This window comes from Rhodococcus sp. DT1 (assembly GCF_049844875.1).
Classification (GTDB): Bacteria; Actinomycetota; Actinomycetes; order Mycobacteriales; family Mycobacteriaceae; genus Rhodococcus.
Genome location: NZ_JBNCLW010000008.1, coordinates 167,348 through 182,619, shown reverse-complemented (window position 1 = coordinate 182,619; position 15,272 = coordinate 167,348). Strand labels below are relative to the sequence as shown.

The window sequence follows — 15,272 nt, the reverse complement described above, 5'->3', positions numbered from 1 at the left end:
CCCATGACCGTCGTGCGTCGAGCAGGGCAATACGCGCTCGTGTTGTGGGCGGCGGTGACGCTGAACTTCGCGTTGCCCTACTTGGCGCCCGGCGATCCCGTCGAATACCTCTACGGCGGCGACCAGCAGGCCCTCGATCCCAAGTACATCGCGCAGATGCGCGCCGAGTACGGACTCGACCGGCCGATCCTCGAGCAATACCTCTCGTTCTGGTCGGGTCTGCTGCACGGAGATCTCGGAATCTCCGTGCAGCACAACCGGCCCGTGGTCGACGTCCTGTGGGACAAGCTGCCCTGGACGGTTGCGCTGGTAGGTATCGGCACCCTCCTGGCGTTCCTCATCGGCACCCTGCTCGGTGCCTGGGCGGCCTGGCGCCGCGGCACCGGCAAGGAAACCGGAACCGTCGTCGGCATTCTCGTTCTCGATTCGATGCCCGGTTTCTTCATCGGAATGATCCTCATCGCGGTGTTCTCCGTGACCCTCGGCTGGTTCCCGTCCTACGGGGCAGCGGCCATCACCTCCACCGGCGGGGAATGGCTGCTCGAAGTCGCCTCGCGCATGGCGCTTCCCGTCGCCACGCTCACGATTGCCGGTGTCGGCGGGTTCTTCCTCATGACCCGGGCGTCGATGGTCGGGGTCCTCGACGAGCCGTTCATCCGGCTCGCGCGGGCGAAGGGCCTGAGCGAGTTCCGCGTCGCGGTCGGACACGCCCTGCGCAACGCGCTGCTGCCCGTCTACACCACCCTCACGCTCACCGTGGGCGTCCTGCTGTCCGGTGCGGTCGTCGTCGAATCCGTCTTCGCATATCCCGGTCTCGGCAAACTCACCTTCGACGCGGTCACCGCGCGGGATTATCCCCTGCTCCAGGGCGCATTCCTGCTCGCCACGGTCGGCATCGTCGCCGCGAACATCGTCGCCGACCTGACCTATCCCCTGCTCGATCCCCGGGTCCGTCGCGACCGGACCTCCGCCACGACTCACGAAGAGGTGACCGTGTGAGCATTCTCGGTACGAAGACACGGTCGCAGCGACTCGCAACGGCCGGCGCGGTAATCCTCGGAATCCTGGTGCTGTGCGCGCTGACCGCGCCGTGGCTCTCCCCCTTCGACCCGGCCGAGCGCGCGACACGGCCGTTCGCGTCTCCGTCCTGGCAGCACTGGCTCGGCGCCGACGACGTCGGGCACGACCTGCTGTCGATGCTGCTTCACGGCGCCCGTGTCTCCCTGTTCGTCGGTGTGGTCGCCGCAACCGTCGCCACCGCGATCGGCACACTCGTCGGTGTCGTCGCAGGCTATGCGCGCGGTGTCCTCGACACCGTTCTCATGCGCGCCGTCGACGTCGTGCTGTCCCTCCCGGTATTGCCACTGACCATCGTGATCGGCGTGTTCGCCGGTCCGGGCCTGCGCACCCAGATCATGGTCATCTCCGCCGTCCTCTGGGCCGGCATGGCCCGTGAACTGCGCGCGCAGGTCCTTACCCTGCGCGAGCGCGATCACATCCAGGCCCAGCGAGCGATGGGCGCGAGCGCGGGCTATGTGCTCCGCCGCCACATCGCACCCGCGGTGGTCCCACTCGTCGTTCCGCAGTTCGTCCTCGCCGTGAAGACGGCGATCCTGCTCGAGGCCTCGCTGTCGTTCCTCGGGCTCGGCGACATCTCGGCGGCCAGCTGGGGGTCGATGCTGTCGATGGCCCACTCCCGCAACGCGTTCCTGACCGATGCGTGGCTGTGGTGGGTCCTGCCGCCCGGCATCGCGATCGCGGTCACGGTGCTGGGGTTCGCGTTGCTCGGCAACGCCATCGAAGAGCGGACACGGCCGATCCTTCTACCGCGCAAAGCCTCTCGCCGGTCTCGTCTCCGGGCGGCGACCCCCGAGACCGTCGCCGACGACGTGCAGCACCCCCTGGTCGTCGACAACCTCACCGTCCGCTACGGCGCGGACGGACGCGGCGCCACCGGCGTGTCGTTCTCGATCGCACCCGGCGAACTGCTCGGCCTGGTCGGCGAATCCGGCAGCGGGAAGTCCACCGTCGCCGCCGCCACGGTGGGTTTGCTGCCGCCCGCGGCACGCATTGTGTCCGGGCGCGTGCTGGTGTCCGGCCGGGACGTCGCGGCCATGACGCCCGCGGAATTGCGCGCCGTGCGCGGCAACCGAATCGCTCTCGTTCCGCAGGAGGCCCTGAGCGCCCTGAACCCGGTGACGACCATCGGCTCTCAACTGGATGAAGCCGTCAGGGCACACCGTTCCTGCAGCCGCGCCGACGCGCGGGCACGCTCGCTCGACCTGCTGGCCCAGGTGGGTCTCGGTGCCGATCGGGCCGACGCCTACCCGCATCAACTGTCCGGGGGCATGCGGCAGCGTGTCGTCATCGCGATGGCATTGGCGAACGATCCGGACGTTCTGATCGCCGACGAGCCCACCAGCGGCCTCGACGTGCTCCGCGAAGCCGAAGTGCTCGCACTGCTCGACGACCTGAGAACCCGGCACTCGCTGGCGCTGCTGGTGGTCACCCACAACCTCCCGGTCATCGAGCGGATCGCCGACCGCATCGCCGTGATGAAGGACGGAGACCTGGTGGAGATCGGCCCGGTCTCGCAGATCACGGGAGCACCCGAACATCCCTACACCCGGCACCTCGTCGAATCCGCTCCCCGGCTCCGCCCCGCGCTGCTCGAGGCCGCACGGTGAGCCCGCTGCTCGACATCCGATCGCTGTCCGTGGTGTTCGACGGTGTCCCCGCCGTATCCGATGTCTCCCTGCGGGTCGCGGCGGGCGAATCGGTCGCCCTGGTGGGCGGTTCCGGCGCCGGGAAGTCCACGGTGGCGCGGGCGATCGCCGGACTGGTCACTCCGACCGCCGGCAGCATCGTCTTCGACGGTACCGACGTGACGACTGCCCGCGGACGGCAACGACGACAGGTGCGCCGCGACATGCACATGGTCTTCCAGGACCCGTACGCGTCGCTGCCACCCGGACTGCGGGTGCGGGACATCGTCGCCGAACCCATGGTGATCCACGGACTCGGTGACCGTGCCGAGCGACGAGATGCGGCAGTCGCTGCTCTCGACGCCGTGCACCTGACTCCCACGGACCGGTACCTGGACCGATTTCCTCACGAGTTGTCCGGTGGCCAGCGCCAGCGAGTGGCCTTCGCGCGGGCGCTGGTGACGCGTCCGCGCCTCTTGCTCGCCGACGAACCGACCAGCGGCCTCGACGCGTCGCTCCGCATCGGGATCGTCGACCTGATGACCGAACTCGCCGGCACCGCACATCTCGCGGTCGTGCACATCACGCACGATCTGGCTCTCGCAGAGCGGAGTTGCGAGAACATCGCCGTGATGCAGGCCGGACGCATCGTGGAAACAGGTTGTGCGAAAGAGGTTCTCGCACGTCCCCGCCACGCCTACACCGCAGCGCTTGTCGCGGCGGCGTCCGGCGCCCAATGACCGAACACGGAAACAGTTGTAATACAGGAGGATCGATCATGTCTGCACTGCTCGAGGTCGTCGACAACGGAACCGTCATCGGTTTCGACATCGACGACATCATGAAGTACCACGGCCCCGGGTTTCCCGGTGGCGTCGCGCACGCCGTCAAGGTACTCGAACGTGCCCTGCCGGTCCTGAGCCCCGATGCACCGGCCGAGCGCCGGGATATCTCGGCGGTCACCGCCCACCGCGGGCCGGGGGTCCGCGACACGTTCGAGGCCGTCACCCGTGGCGTCACGGAAGGTCGCTTCACCGTCGACTCGGCCCTGGAACGCCCCGAGCGAGGAGAGACGCTCGAGCGGTACGTATTCGAACTCACCTATCGGGGAAAGACCGTCAGGCTCGAGATCCGCGAAGGGTTCGTCACCGACGAATTCATCGCCCTCGGCCGCAAAGCCGACCGCACCCGTGCCGAGGACGAACGGCTGACGGTGCTCAAGCAGGAGATGGCAGACCGACTGCTCTCCGCGGCGGCGGACGAGGTCTACGACATCGTCGGGTAACCACTCGTGTGATCGAGCATGACGTGCCCGCCACCGTTCGTCGGTGGCGGGCACGCTCGTCTCGCGAGCGACCCGTACGGTGCACCCATGTCCCGTTTCTCACGCACCGCTCCGGTCCTGATCGCGGTGGCCGTGGCCTCCGCGTTGTCCTGGTTCGCGTGGCTCGGCTGGGAGACCGGTTACCGCGAACTGCCCGACGGCAGCGTGGAGGGACCGTATTCGGCCGCGCAGGTGGTCGCATGCGCGGTGACGGTCGCGGCCGTCGTCGTCGCGGGATGCCTGGCTCTCCGTGGCTCGCGCGGCGGCGCTGCCGCAGTGGTTCTCACTGCGACGGGCGCCTTCGCGGTGATGTGGGCGCTCGACGCGTCGTCCGACGACACCAGCGGACTGTGGGTCGTGGGCCTGGCCCTGCTGGTGCTCGGAACGACCGCGGGTTTGTCCGTGGTCGCGTTCCTCACTCTGCTGGTCCGGAGATGCCTGCTCCGCAACCGGTCTCGCACCGCATCCGAGTGAACTCCCCGTGGGTGTCCGACCGGACTGCTAGCTTTCGGACATGGGTGAGAAGGTGCAGGGTCCGGAGTCGTACTTTCCGTCGATCGAGAAGAAGTACGGCCGGCCGATCGCGGAGTGGAAAGAACTCATCCGCGCGTCGGATCTGAGCAAACATTCCGAGCTGGTGAATTGGCTGAAGGCCGAACACGGTCTCGGTCACGGCCACGCCAACGCTCTTGTGGCGCACACCCGGAAAGAGGACGCCGCGAGCCGAACTCGCCGGTGACAGCGCTCAGGTGTTGTCGACCCAGCGCAGCAACGCGTACAGGAAGCGGGTCGCGCCCGGCATGAAATTGCTGCCGTGGTGGTACATCGGGTCCAGCGTGGTCGCGATGATCCGGCCGGGAGTGGTGACGGTGTCCTCGTACAGCATCATGCCCGCGTCACGCGGAATACCTTCGGAGTCAGGCTCTTCCGACACCAGCAGGGGCACCACGTCGGCGTCGGTGTTGTAGATGCCGTGGTGATGCCAGATGACGGCTTTGGTCGTGAGGTACTGCCAGGACTCATGGTCGTGACTGCGGGTCCGGATCATCGGATCCTCTTTGGTCAGCCACCACCAGAAGTTCGTGGGTCGCGGTTCCCACGTCACACCGGGAAGCCACGTGTGGGCGCCGCTTTCACCGAGCGCGACCACGGTGCCACCACGTTCGGCCACGGAATAGAACTGTGCCGCGTTCTTGGCGACCAGGTCCGGGTGCAGCCGGTCGCCCACGACGACGGTGTCGTAGCAGTCCAGATCGCCGGGCAGCAGTTCGGGAAGGTAGAGGAAGTCCGGCTGGTGAGCGAGCACTGCGGGATCCTTCATCGTCTGGAGGTGAAAGTACGTGCCCCCGTGGACGATGGCGAGCCTGCGGACGCGCTTGGGTGCGCGGTCGGTACGAGTGAAGGGTTCGACGATCGTCATCGCTGCACCAGCCAATCTACGAGCTGGACGGCCAGCCGTGCCGAACTGTTCGGGTCGTTCTTCCATCCGAGGAGGTCGTTGCCGCCGTGGGCGAGAACCTGGCCTTTCCCGAGCGGGTAGACGTAGTCGAACGGAAGAGCGTGTCGTCCGATGCGGGTCGTGACGAGCGCGTCGTCCGGGATCTTGTCGATGTATCCACGGCCGTAGAATCCGGTCACGCCCTTGCGGGTGCTCAGATCGACGGGTTCGACACCCTCCCATACGGGATGCGGCTCGCCGAGCGTGATCGCCAGATCCTTCGGCCCGGTGTAGTCGAGCTTGCGCCATACCCCAAGTCCCGGAAGGAAGTCCGTGAGCGCGTGGCCCATCACCGCGATGCGGCCGCCGGAGGTGACGAAGTCCGTGAGCAGATCCTTGTTGCGCGCGAGGAAGATCTGGTCGACACCTCCGCCGAGGATGAGACCGCGCACCGCGGACAGGTCGATCTCGGGTAGGCGATAGATATCCACACGGGCCATGCGCGGGTCGTCGCTGGGGCCCTCGGCACCCATGGTGACGTGCAGGACGGGTGCGGTGGCGGGCGCGTGCCCATCGGGAGGCAGGGTGGCGGGTGAGCAATCGGCTTCTGGCACAGGACTCTTCCGGGTCGGAGAGCGCAGGGCGCTCGGCGAGAGGTCGTTAGTAAGGCAAGCCTACATTAACAACCGCGCCGGAATTCGTGCGGGTCATCCCATCGTGGTCGCCCCCAGCCGGGCACCGTTCAGCGCTCGGGCGGCACCGGCTGCCACATCGCGTCCTGCACGGCCTGTACCAGGTTGTCGCCCTGCACGGCTTGCCCCGCGACGGCCACCGCGACCGTCGCCGAGGACGCGCGAAGGTTCTCCACCGGTGGGAAGAGGGATGCCCACGGCGCCGACGGAACACTCGATGCCTCCGCGGGATGGTTGGGCAAGGACAAGATTCTCGATCCCGGAGCGGGCGCCGGAAGCGACGACGTCGGGATCCTCGCGACGAGTTCCGGGGCTTCCCTGTCGTATGGGCCGCTCGCCGGAGCGGATCTGGTTTCTACCGACAAGGTAAGCGCCCGAGCCGCGCGAGATCGGCGTGTACGCCTCTAGTGCTTGAAGTGCCCGGTCGCGCGGGCGAGCAGGTGCTGCACCTCGCGACGGTCAGCGGTCGCGAGCCGGGCGATGAGCTTCTCGGCCGCTTTTCCTGCGACCGTCGTGACGGTCCTGCCCTGCCACGAAATCAGCACCTTGCCGTCCTTGGTGATGACGTGGCCGAAGACGTCTTCAGCGAAGCGATTGCGGGCGTCCTCAGGCATGAGCGGACGCTATCTCGAGGTGACGGCGCGCAGGGGCAGGATCGAACGGAGCAGCGAAGGTCGGCAAGAGGCCGTTCACCGCCTATTACATGGTGGGCGCGGAGGGTTTCGAACCCCCGACCGCTGGTGTGTAAAACCAGAGCTCTACCACTGAGCTACACGCCCGCATCGTCGGCGGCCGAAGCCGCCGACGTCGCATCAGGACTCTAGCGCGGCCAGCGCTCTGACCCAAGCTCCCTGGTCACGGGGCTCTCCGGGCTGGTTCTCTTCCGCGAATTGCACGATGCCGCCCTTGTCGATGACGAACGTCCCACGATTCGCGAAACCGAACTTCTCGTTGAACACCCCGTACGCCTGAGCGACTTCACCGTGCGGCCAGAAGTCGGACAGCAACGGGAAGAGGTACCCCTGCTCGGCCGCCCAGATCTTGTGCGTGGGCGACGGCCCGACCGACACCGCGAGGATCGCGGTGTCGTCGTTGTCGAAGGTCGGCAGGTCGTCGCGCACGGCGCACAACTCGCCCTGGCACACCCCGGTGAACGCGAGGGGGTAGAAGATCAGCAGGACGTTCTTCTTCCCTCGGTAATCCGCGAGGGAGACTTCCTGGTTGTTCTGATCCTTGAGGGTGAAGTCGGGCGCCTCGGTGCCCACTGCGATCGCCATGTGGTGCTGGTCCTTCGTTCGGGGGAAAGGCCGGTTCAGCGACGCGGACGGCCGGTCTTCGGCTGCACGAGACGGCTGCCGATCCAGTCCCCGAGGTTGGCCGCCGAGGTCTGGGTCAAACCGGCGGTGGTGGCGGATTCGGCGATCTCACTGGGCTCCACGTGGTCGACGCGACCGTTCTTCGGGGTGAGAACCCAGACGACACCGTCGTCGGCGAGTGGGCTGACGGCATCCATCAAGGTGTCCACCAGGTCGCCGTCGCTCTCGCGCCACCACAGCAGCACGACATCGACGACTTCGTCGGACTCCTCGTCGAGGAGCTCGGTTCCGGTGACCTCTTCGATCGCCGACCTCAGCTCGTCGTCGGTGTCCTCGTCCCACCCGAGTTCCTGCACCACATGGTCGTGAGTGATACCGAGCTTGGAAACGTAGTTCTTGGCATCCGCCGCGGCGACCACGGTGGCTCCTCCTAAAAGTAGTGGTGCGCGAATCGCTTCGGCGTACCGGTGTGTGACGATCAATGGTCAAAGCGAACATGGTCGGGAGGCTCAACGCAACCCGAATCGCTGGGAAAGACCAAGAATCTTTCCCCGGACGCTACGCCGTCACCGTCGAGAAGCTCGGCTGCGGGACCGCCCGAGCACTCTCGTGTCCCGATCAGAGGGCATCTCGCATCTTCCGCCGCGGGATGGGGGAGAATGAGATCAGCATCATGTTCAGATGTCGATTGGGTCGGCCCCCACAAGAGCCGGCCTTCTGAATGGGCGCCCCACCTGCGCGTCCTACCACGATGAGGAGCAGACGTTGACAGACCTGATCCACGGACCCGACTCGCAGAAGGACGCCACACCAGGCTCCGCGGGAACGGGCCCCTCGAACGAGACGGCTTCGACCAAGGACAACCGTGTCCGGGTCATCCGCGAGGGCGTGGCTTCCTACCTGCCCGACATCGATCCGGCAGAAACCGACGAATGGCTCGAATCGTTCGACGGCATGCTCGAGGCTGCGGGCCCGACCCGCGCCCGTTACCTGCTGCTCCGCATGCTCGAGCGCGCGAACGAGCGCAAGGTGTCGCTTCCGGCGTTGACGTCCACCGACTACGTCAACACCATTCCCACGGAGAACGAGCCGTGGTTCCCCGGTGACGAAGAGGTCGAGCGCCGCTTCCGCGCCTACATCCGCTGGAACGCGGCGATCATGGTCACCCGCGCGCAGCGTCCCGGTGTCGGCGTCGGCGGGCACATCTCGACGTATGCGTCCTCCGCGGCCCTCTACGAGGTCGGTTTCAACCACTTCTTCCGTGGCAAGGATCACCCGGGCGGCGGCGATCAGGTCTTCATCCAGGGCCACGCCTCCCCCGGCATCTACGCCCGCGCGTATCTCGAAGGCCGGATTCCCGCGGAACAGCTCGACGGGTTCCGCCAGGAACACAGCCACGCCTCGCAGGGCGGCGGCCTGCCGTCGTACCCGCACCCGCGTCTGCTCCCGAACTTCTGGGAATTTCCGACGGTGTCGATGGGTCTCGGGCCCATGAACGCCATCTACCAGGCCCGGTTCAACCACTACCTGCACGACCGCGGAATCAAGGACACCTCCGACCAGCACGTGTGGGCGTTCCTCGGTGACGGCGAGATGGACGAGCCGGAGTCGCGGGGTCTCACACACGTGGCGGCCACCGAAGGTCTCGACAACCTGACGTTCGTCATCAACTGCAACCTGCAGCGTCTCGACGGGCCGGTCCGCGGCAACGGCAAGATCATTCAGGAACTCGAGTCGTTCTTCCGCGGAGCGGGCTGGAACGTGATCAAAGTCGTGTGGGGCCGCGAGTGGGATGCCCTGCTGCACGCCGACAAGGACGGCGCGCTCGTCAACCTCATGAACGTCACGCCGGACGGCGACTACCAGACGTACAAGGCGAACGACGGCGCGTTCGTCCGCGAGCATTTCTTCGGCCGCGACCCTCGCACCAAGGAACTGGTCAAGAACCTCAGCGACCAGGAGATCTGGAACCTCAAGCGCGGTGGCCACGACTACCGCAAGATCCACGCCGCCTACCGCGCCGCGTTGGACCACAAGGGCCAGCCCACCGTGATCCTCGCCCACACCATCAAGGGCTACACCCTGGGTAAGCACTTCGAGGGCCGCAACGCGACCCACCAGATGAAGAAGCTCACGCTCGAGGATCTCAAGTACTTCCGCGACCTCCAGCGCATCCCGATCTCGGACGCCGAGCTCGAGAAGAACCCGAAGATGCCGCCGTACTACCACCCCGGTTTCGACGCTCCCGAAATCGAGTACATGCTCGAGCGCCGGCGCGCTCTGGGCGGCTTCGTTCCGGAACGTCGCACCGCCGCCAAGCCTCTCGCGCTGCCGCCGGAGAAGACGTACGACGTCGTGCGTAAGGGCTCGGGCAAGCAGGAAGTCGCGACCACCATGGCCACGGTCCGTGTCCTGAAGGAACTGTTGCGCGACAAGGAGATCGGTAAGCGCATCGTGCCGATCATCCCGGACGAGGCCCGCACGTTCGGCATGGATTCGTGGTTCCCGTCGCTGAAGATCTACAACCGCAACGGCCAGCTCTACACCTCCGTCGACGCCGAACTGATGCTCGCCTACAAGGAGAGCGCCGCCGGCCAGATCCTGCACGAGGGCATCAACGAGGCCGGATCGGTCGCCTCGTTCACGGCTGTGGGTACGTCCTATGCCACGCAGGGCGAGCCGATGATCCCCGTTTACATCTTCTATTCGATGTTCGGGTTCCAGCGCACCGGTGACGGCCTGTGGGCCGCGGCCGACCAGATGGCACGCGGATTCCTGCTCGGCGCGACCGCCGGACGCACCACCCTCACCGGTGAGGGCCTCCAGCACGCCGACGGGCATTCGCTGTTGCTCGCCTCGAGCAACCCGGCCGCGGTGACGTACGACCCGGCGTTCTCGTACGAGATCGCGCACATCTTCCGCGACGGTCTGCGCCGGATGTACGGCGGGACCGACGGTGTCGACGGGTTCGGCGGTGAGAACATCTTCTACTACATCACCGTGTACAACGAGCCGTACGCACAGCCTGCCGAACCCGAAGACCTCGACGTCGAGGGTCTTCTCAAGGGCGTGTATCTGTACAAGCGGGGTGCCGAGTCGGGCCCGAAGGCGCAGATCCTCGTCTCCGGCGTGATCATGCCCGAGGCGTTGCGCGCTCAGCAGATGCTCGAAGAGGAGTGGGGCGTGTCCGCCGACGTCTGGTCGGTCACCTCGTGGGGCGAGCTTCGCCGCGACGGTGTCGAGCGCGACCGCCAGGCGCTGCTCGATCCGGGCCGGGAACCGCAGGTTCCGTACGTGGCGTCCGTGCTCAACGACGCCGCCGGACCGTTCGTCGCGGTGTCCGACTGGATGCGTGCGGTGCCCGATCAGATCCGCAAGTGGGTGCCGGGTGACTACACCGTGCTCGGCGCGGACGGGTTCGGCTTCTCCGACACCCGCCCGGCCGCACGGCGCGTGTTCAACATCGACGCCGAATCCACGGTGGTCGCGGTGCTCGAGGCTCTCGGCCGTGAGGGCACGATCGATCGTGCGCGGGCAGTCGAGGCGGCGAAGAAGTACCGGATCGACGACGTGACGGCAGCCCCCGAGCAGACCTCGGACCCGGGCGTCGCCTGAATCACGCCGTCACGTGCGGTTCGGCCACGGTGACCGGGTGACACCCGGGTAGGTTCGTTGCATGGTCGACGAGCCCGCATCAGGTCGCAGAGCGCGGGTACCGGGCGTCCCAACCGGGCGTCCGGTACCGCCTGCGCGACCCGACCGCGCTCCCCTGCCCGACGCGCTGCTGCGTCGGGTCAAGCAGTTCTCGGGGCGCATGTCCACCGAGGCCGTGCACGTGCTGCAGGAGCAACTGCCGTTCTTCTCCGATCTGGATGCCTCGCAGCGCGCGACGGTGCAGTTGGTGATCCAGACGTCGGTGGTGGACTTCCTGGAGTGGGTGCGCAACCCGGAGAACGATCCACGGTTCAGCCTCGACGCGTTCCAGATGATCCCTCAGGATCTGGCGAACCGCCTGACCCTCCTGCAGACCGTGGACATGGTGCGGGCGGCGATGGAGTTCTTCGAGCAGTGGCTGCCGGCGCTGGCCCGCAACGAGGAGCAACTCGTCGCGCTGACCGAGGCGATCCTGCGATACGGCCGCGAACTGGGCTTCGCGGCCGCGGCGGTGTACGCGACCGCCGCCGAGTCGCGCGGCGCGTGGGACACCCGCCTCGAGGCGCTGGTGGTCGATGCCGTGGTCCGCGGTGACACCGGTGCCGACATGCAGTCGCGTGCGGCAACGCTCAACTGGGACGCGACGGCGCCCGCGACGGTCGTGGTCGGCACACCCCCGCCCGAGGAGGGCGTGTCGGTGGTGACCACGGTGCACGCGATCGCCCAGCGGCACGGTCGTGCCGCTCTCGCGGTGGTCCAGGGCGAGCGGTTGGTGATGGTCGTCAGCGGCGATCTGCACGGAACGACAGAGGCAGCGAGCTTCCTCGGCGAACTGATGCAGGCATTCTCCGACGATCCAGTGGTGATCGGGCCGACGACCGCAACCCTGGGCGCCGCCCACGTCTCCGCCCTCGAGGCGCTCGCGGGGATGGAAGCGGTCGGAGGCTGGCCCGGTGCGCCCCGGCCGGTCCACGCGGCCGAACTTCTGCCCGAGCGGGCGCTGCTGGGCGATCCGGCGGCGATCGTCGCGCTCGACGACCACATCGTGGCTCCGCTGGCCGCGGCGGGGTCCTCGCTCTCCGACACCTTGGACGCCTACCTCGACAGCGGGGGCGCTGTCGAGTCGTGCGCCAGAAAGCTGTTTGTTCATCCAAATACCGTCCGGTATCGACTCAAGCGGATCACAGAAGTCACTGGGCGGGATCCCACAAATCCTCGCGATGCGTACGTGTTGCGAATCGCGGCAACGGTGGGTCGCCTGGCTCGAAGTCATAACGAACTGAAATCTCCAGCACCACCAGTCACACGGTTCACAATCCGCGAATCGGACATGTAACACGGCGGGAGAGTCGTCCGATAGGCGACGCCGACGTGGGAATTTGTAAGATCCCCACAAATCCGGGCACAAGCTTTCATTCCCACCGACATCTCGCAACAGTGCGCCGAGGGTGTTCGCTGGTGCTCGTGATTGCGCTGCTTGCCCCCGGCCAGGGGTCCCAAACACCCGGCATGCTTGCTCCGTGGCTGGAGCAGGCCGGTGCCCGTGACCGCATTGCGCTGTGGTCGAAGGCATCCGGTCTCGACCTCGAGCGCCTCGGCACCGTAGCGACAGCAGACGAGATCACCGACACTTCCGTGACTCAGCCACTCGTCGTGGCGACCGCACTGCTCGCCTTCGAGGAACTCGAACGCCTGGGTCTCGTACCCGGCGATGTGATCGTTGCCGGCCACTCCGTGGGCGAGTTGGCCGCTGCGGCGATGGCCGGTGTCATCAGCACCGACGAGGCCGTCGGCCTCGCCGCGATCCGCGGCCGTGAGATGGCGAAGGCGTGCGCGCTCGAGCCCACCGGAATGTCCGCCGTGCTCGGCGGCGCAGAGGACGAGGTGCTCGCACGCCTGGAAGAACTCGACCTCACGCCCGCCAACATGAACGCCGCCGGTCAGATCGTCGCGGCCGGACGCCTCGAGGCACTCGCGGCACTCGCCGCGGACGCTCCCGCGAAAGCGCGCGTTCGTGCCCTGCCGGTCGCGGGCGCTTTCCACACCCGGTTCATGGCACCCGCGCAGGATGCGGTTGCCGCTGCCGCGGCGAAGATCGCCCCGAGCGATCCGACCCGCACCCTGTTGTCCAACTTCGACGGCGCACCGGTCACCTCGGGCGCCGAAGCGCTCGAACGACTCGCGGCGCAGGTCACCCGCCCCGTGCGCTGGGACCTGTGCACAGCACATCTGCGTTCCGCCCAGGTTTCCACGGTGGTGGAGCTTCCCCCCGCCGGCACGCTCGTGGGCATCGCCAAGCGCGAAATGCGCGGCACACCCACTGCTGCCCTCAAAACACCCGCGGACATCTCCGCTCTGGCCGAAACACTCGAACTCGGTTAGGTTGCTGCGCACCGTCGCGCAGCACGGGCACACCCGGGAAATTTCCGGGTCCGGCCGGAAACATTCGGCCGGTTTCACACGACATAGTCGGTACATCACGAAGGGAGCCACGACGTGGCCACTCAGGAAGAAATCATCGCCGGCCTCGCGGAGATCATCGAAGAAGTTACCGGCATCGAGCCCTCCGAGGTGACCGTCGACAAGTCCTTCGTCGACGACCTCGACATCGACTCGCTGTCCATGGTCGAGATCGCCGTGCAGACCGAAGACAAGTACGGCGTCAAGATCCCCGACGAGGACCTCGCCAGCCTCCGCACCGTCGGTGACGCCGTGAACTACATCCAGAAGCTCGAGGCCGAGGGCGTTCAGGCCACGAACGACAACGAGTGAGCCCAACCGTGACTTCCCCTTCTCCTCGGACATTGCGCAACGTCGTCGTCACGAGCCTCGCGGCTTCGACGTCGATCGCCGGCGATGTGGATGCCAGCTGGAAGGCACTCCTGGCCGGTGAGAGCGGGATCGGTGTGCTCGACGGCTTCGTCGACGAGTACAACCTCCCGGTCCGCATCGGCGGTCGGCTGAAGGTGAGCCCCGACGAGTCGCTCAGCCGGGTCGAGGTCCGGCGGATGAGCTTCGTCGAACGGCTGGCCCTCACTCTCGGCCGGACGGTCTGGGAGAACGCCGGAAGCCCGGACGTCGACAAGGACCGGCTCGCGGTCGTGATCGGCACCGGTCTCGGTGGCGGTGAGTCGCTGATCGACGCTGTCGACAAGCTGCGGGACGGCGGCTACCGCAAGGTGTCGCCGTTCGCGGTGCAGATGATCATGCCCAACGGACCGGCCGCCACGGTCGGTCTCGAATTCGGTGCCCGCGCCGGTGTCATCACACCGGTCTCGGCGTGCTCCTCGGGTTCCGAAGCAATCGCGAACGCGTTCCGCATGATCTCGAACGGTGATGCCGACATCGCCGTCGCCGGTGGTGTCGAAAGTCAGCTCGATGCGGTGGGTCTCGCCAGCTTCGCCATGATGCGGGCGTTGAGCACTCGCAACGACAACCCGCAGGGCGCCTCGCGGCCCTTCGACAAGGACCGCGACGGCTTCGTCTTCGGTGAGGCGGGCGCCTTGATGGTGCTCGAATCCGAAGAACACGCGAAAGCGCGCGGGGCGACGATCCATGCCCGGATCCTCGGCGCGGGTATCACCTCGGACGGGTACCACATCGTGGCACCGCATCCCGAGGGCACCGGAGCGGCCCGTGCGATGACGCGGGCCATCGAAAGCGCCGGCCTCACCAAGGCCGACATCGGGCACGTCAACGCACACGCGACGGCCACTCCGATCGGCGACATCGCCGAGGCGAAGGCCATCAACGCCGCAGTGGGCAATCATGCAGCGATCTATGCCCCGAAGTCCGCACTCGGACATTCGATCGGCGCGGTCGGTGCGCTCGAAGCAGTACTTACGGTCCTGAGTCTGCGTGACGGAGTCATTCCGCCCACGCTGAATCTCGAAAACCAGGATCCAGAAATCGACCTGGACGTGGTCAAGGGTGAAGCCCGCTACGGACAGATCGACTTCGCGCTGAACAACTCGTTCGGTTTCGGTGGGCACAACGTGGCACTCGCGTTCGGTCGGGCCTGACCCGACACGCTCGTCCCACCGTTGCGGTGGAGGCTCCCCGGAGCCTCCACCGCGGGCCACCACCACCCCGCGCGGCCCAGGAGCCCTCGATGGACAACCAGGTTCCGGGGAAAAAACCCGC

Annotated in this window: 17 protein-coding genes, 1 tRNA gene and 1 pseudogene; 12 read left to right on the top strand and 7 right to left on the bottom strand. The window is 66.9% G+C overall.

Translation table 11 applies throughout. The features are described 5' to 3' along the window. The first annotated feature begins 3 nt into the window (after positions 1–3). From ACLQ3J_RS19925 to ACLQ3J_RS19900, 6 genes are all read left to right on the top strand, one after another. Positions 4–999 carry an ABC transporter permease gene (locus ACLQ3J_RS19925; protein WP_425904215.1) on the top strand — a complete coding sequence of 332 codons (996 nt, stop codon included), beginning with the start codon at positions 4–6 and terminating at the stop codon, positions 997–999. Then, a complete protein-coding gene (locus ACLQ3J_RS19920; RefSeq protein WP_296549597.1) occupies positions 996–2,687 on the top strand; it encodes a dipeptide/oligopeptide/nickel ABC transporter permease/ATP-binding protein in 1,692 nt (563 codons plus the stop codon). Before ACLQ3J_RS19925 ends, ACLQ3J_RS19920 begins: the two co-directional genes overlap by 4 nt. Further along, positions 2,684–3,445, top strand: a complete 762-nt coding sequence (locus tag ACLQ3J_RS19915) for an ABC transporter ATP-binding protein (RefSeq protein ID WP_425904213.1) — start codon at positions 2,684–2,686, stop codon at positions 3,443–3,445. Before ACLQ3J_RS19920 ends, ACLQ3J_RS19915 begins: the two co-directional genes overlap by 4 nt. A gap of 38 nt (positions 3,446–3,483) precedes the next feature. Then, the gene (locus tag ACLQ3J_RS19910) at positions 3,484–3,990 is read left to right on the top strand and encodes a hypothetical protein (protein ID WP_425904212.1); all 507 of its coding nucleotides are present in this window, start codon (positions 3,484–3,486) and stop codon (positions 3,988–3,990) included. A gap of 87 nt (positions 3,991–4,077) precedes the next feature. Next, on the top strand, positions 4,078–4,503 hold the full coding sequence (locus tag ACLQ3J_RS19905; RefSeq protein ID WP_425904211.1) for a hypothetical protein: 426 nt from the start codon (positions 4,078–4,080) through the stop codon (positions 4,501–4,503). Positions 4,504–4,543: 40 nt separating this feature from the next. Beyond that, positions 4,544–4,768, top strand: coding sequence for a DUF4287 domain-containing protein (locus ACLQ3J_RS19900; RefSeq protein WP_425904210.1), 225 nt, complete (start codon positions 4,544–4,546; stop codon positions 4,766–4,768). A 6-nt stretch (positions 4,769–4,774) separates the two neighbouring features. Here the strand turns inward: ACLQ3J_RS19900 and ACLQ3J_RS19895 are convergent, their stop codons facing one another. The 3 genes from ACLQ3J_RS19895 to ACLQ3J_RS19885 all read right to left on the bottom strand — a co-directional run bounded on the left by ACLQ3J_RS19895 (position 4,775) and on the right by ACLQ3J_RS19885 (position 6,401). Next, positions 4,775–5,449 (bottom strand): hypothetical protein, encoded by a 675-nt coding sequence (locus ACLQ3J_RS19895; RefSeq protein ID WP_169620245.1) that lies wholly within the window; start codon positions 5,447–5,449, stop codon positions 4,775–4,777. Continuing rightward, on the bottom strand, positions 5,446–6,081 hold the full coding sequence (locus ACLQ3J_RS19890; protein ID WP_425904209.1) for a hypothetical protein: 636 nt from the start codon (positions 6,079–6,081) through the stop codon (positions 5,446–5,448). The genes ACLQ3J_RS19895 and ACLQ3J_RS19890 overlap by 4 nt, the downstream gene beginning before the upstream one ends. A gap of 128 nt (positions 6,082–6,209) precedes the next feature. Beyond that, positions 6,210–6,401, bottom strand: a complete 192-nt coding sequence (locus ACLQ3J_RS19885) for a hypothetical protein (protein WP_425904242.1) — start codon at positions 6,399–6,401, stop codon at positions 6,210–6,212. Here ACLQ3J_RS19885 and ACLQ3J_RS19880 point away from each other — a divergent pair. Further along, positions 6,370–6,507, top strand: a pseudogene (locus tag ACLQ3J_RS19880) (amidohydrolase); the annotation flags it as partial. The gene ACLQ3J_RS19885 and the pseudogene ACLQ3J_RS19880 overlap by 32 nt on opposite strands. Before the next feature lie 56 nt (positions 6,508–6,563). On the opposite strand, the gene ACLQ3J_RS19875 reads toward ACLQ3J_RS19880, so the two are convergent. The 4 genes from ACLQ3J_RS19875 to ACLQ3J_RS19860 all read right to left on the bottom strand — a co-directional run bounded on the left by ACLQ3J_RS19875 (position 6,564) and on the right by ACLQ3J_RS19860 (position 7,894). After that, positions 6,564–6,773 carry a hypothetical protein gene (locus ACLQ3J_RS19875; protein ID WP_296550086.1) on the bottom strand — a complete coding sequence of 70 codons (210 nt, stop codon included), beginning with the start codon at positions 6,771–6,773 and terminating at the stop codon, positions 6,564–6,566. 90 nt (positions 6,774–6,863) lie between these two features. Beyond that, positions 6,864–6,938 (bottom strand) — tRNA-Val (locus ACLQ3J_RS19870). 33 nt (positions 6,939–6,971) lie between these two features. Then, positions 6,972–7,436: a peroxiredoxin gene (locus ACLQ3J_RS19865; protein WP_378528927.1), complete on the bottom strand. Its 465-nt coding sequence runs from the start codon at positions 7,434–7,436 to the stop codon at positions 6,972–6,974. Positions 7,437–7,471: 35 nt separating this feature from the next. Continuing rightward, positions 7,472–7,894, bottom strand: a complete 423-nt coding sequence (locus tag ACLQ3J_RS19860) for a DUF3052 domain-containing protein (RefSeq protein WP_169620248.1) — start codon at positions 7,892–7,894, stop codon at positions 7,472–7,474. A 346-nt stretch (positions 7,895–8,240) separates the two neighbouring features. On the opposite strand from ACLQ3J_RS19860, the gene aceE reads away from it, so the two are divergent. The 5 genes from aceE (at position 8,241) to ACLQ3J_RS19835 (ending at position 15,151) form a co-directional block, all read left to right on the top strand. Continuing rightward, positions 8,241–11,090 carry a pyruvate dehydrogenase (acetyl-transferring), homodimeric type gene (gene aceE / locus ACLQ3J_RS19855; protein WP_425904208.1) on the top strand — a complete coding sequence of 950 codons (2,850 nt, stop codon included), beginning with the start codon at positions 8,241–8,243 and terminating at the stop codon, positions 11,088–11,090. A gap of 61 nt (positions 11,091–11,151) precedes the next feature. Further along, a complete protein-coding gene (locus ACLQ3J_RS19850; protein WP_296550088.1) occupies positions 11,152–12,465 on the top strand; it encodes a PucR family transcriptional regulator in 1,314 nt (437 codons plus the stop codon). A gap of 128 nt (positions 12,466–12,593) precedes the next feature. After that, positions 12,594–13,511 carry an ACP S-malonyltransferase gene (locus tag ACLQ3J_RS19845; protein ID WP_169620394.1) on the top strand — a complete coding sequence of 306 codons (918 nt, stop codon included), beginning with the start codon at positions 12,594–12,596 and terminating at the stop codon, positions 13,509–13,511. A gap of 114 nt (positions 13,512–13,625) precedes the next feature. After that, positions 13,626–13,901 (top strand): meromycolate extension acyl carrier protein AcpM, encoded by a 276-nt coding sequence (acpM, locus tag ACLQ3J_RS19840; RefSeq protein ID WP_072699228.1) that lies wholly within the window; start codon positions 13,626–13,628, stop codon positions 13,899–13,901. 8 nt (positions 13,902–13,909) lie between these two features. Further along, the gene (locus ACLQ3J_RS19835) at positions 13,910–15,151 is read left to right on the top strand and encodes a KasA/KasB family beta-ketoacyl-ACP synthase (protein ID WP_422425015.1); all 1,242 of its coding nucleotides are present in this window, start codon (positions 13,910–13,912) and stop codon (positions 15,149–15,151) included. Positions 15,152–15,272 lie beyond the last annotated feature (121 nt).

What these genes read in the sequence shown, in the direction of transcription:
- ACLQ3J_RS19925 (WP_425904215.1), top strand. Translation starts at nt 4, where the DNA reads ATGACCGTCGTGCGTCGAGCAGGGCAATACGCGCTCGTGTTGTGGGCG.
- ACLQ3J_RS19910 (WP_425904212.1), top strand. Translation starts at nt 3,484, where the DNA reads ATGTCTGCACTGCTCGAGGTCGTCGACAACGGAACCGTCATCGGTTTC.
- ACLQ3J_RS19905 (WP_425904211.1), top strand. Translation starts at nt 4,078, where the DNA reads ATGTCCCGTTTCTCACGCACCGCTCCGGTCCTGATCGCGGTGGCCGTG.
- ACLQ3J_RS19900 (WP_425904210.1), top strand. Translation starts at nt 4,544, where the DNA reads ATGGGTGAGAAGGTGCAGGGTCCGGAGTCGTACTTTCCGTCGATCGAG.
- ACLQ3J_RS19895 (WP_169620245.1), bottom strand. Translation starts at nt 5,449, where the DNA reads ATGACGATCGTCGAACCCTTCACTCGTACCGACCGCGCACCCAAGCGC.
- ACLQ3J_RS19875 (WP_296550086.1), bottom strand. Translation starts at nt 6,773, where the DNA reads ATGCCTGAGGACGCCCGCAATCGCTTCGCTGAAGACGTCTTCGGCCAC.
- ACLQ3J_RS19865 (WP_378528927.1), bottom strand. Translation starts at nt 7,436, where the DNA reads ATGGCGATCGCAGTGGGCACCGAGGCGCCCGACTTCACCCTCAAGGAT.
- ACLQ3J_RS19850 (WP_296550088.1), top strand. Translation starts at nt 11,152, where the DNA reads ATGGTCGACGAGCCCGCATCAGGTCGCAGAGCGCGGGTACCGGGCGTC.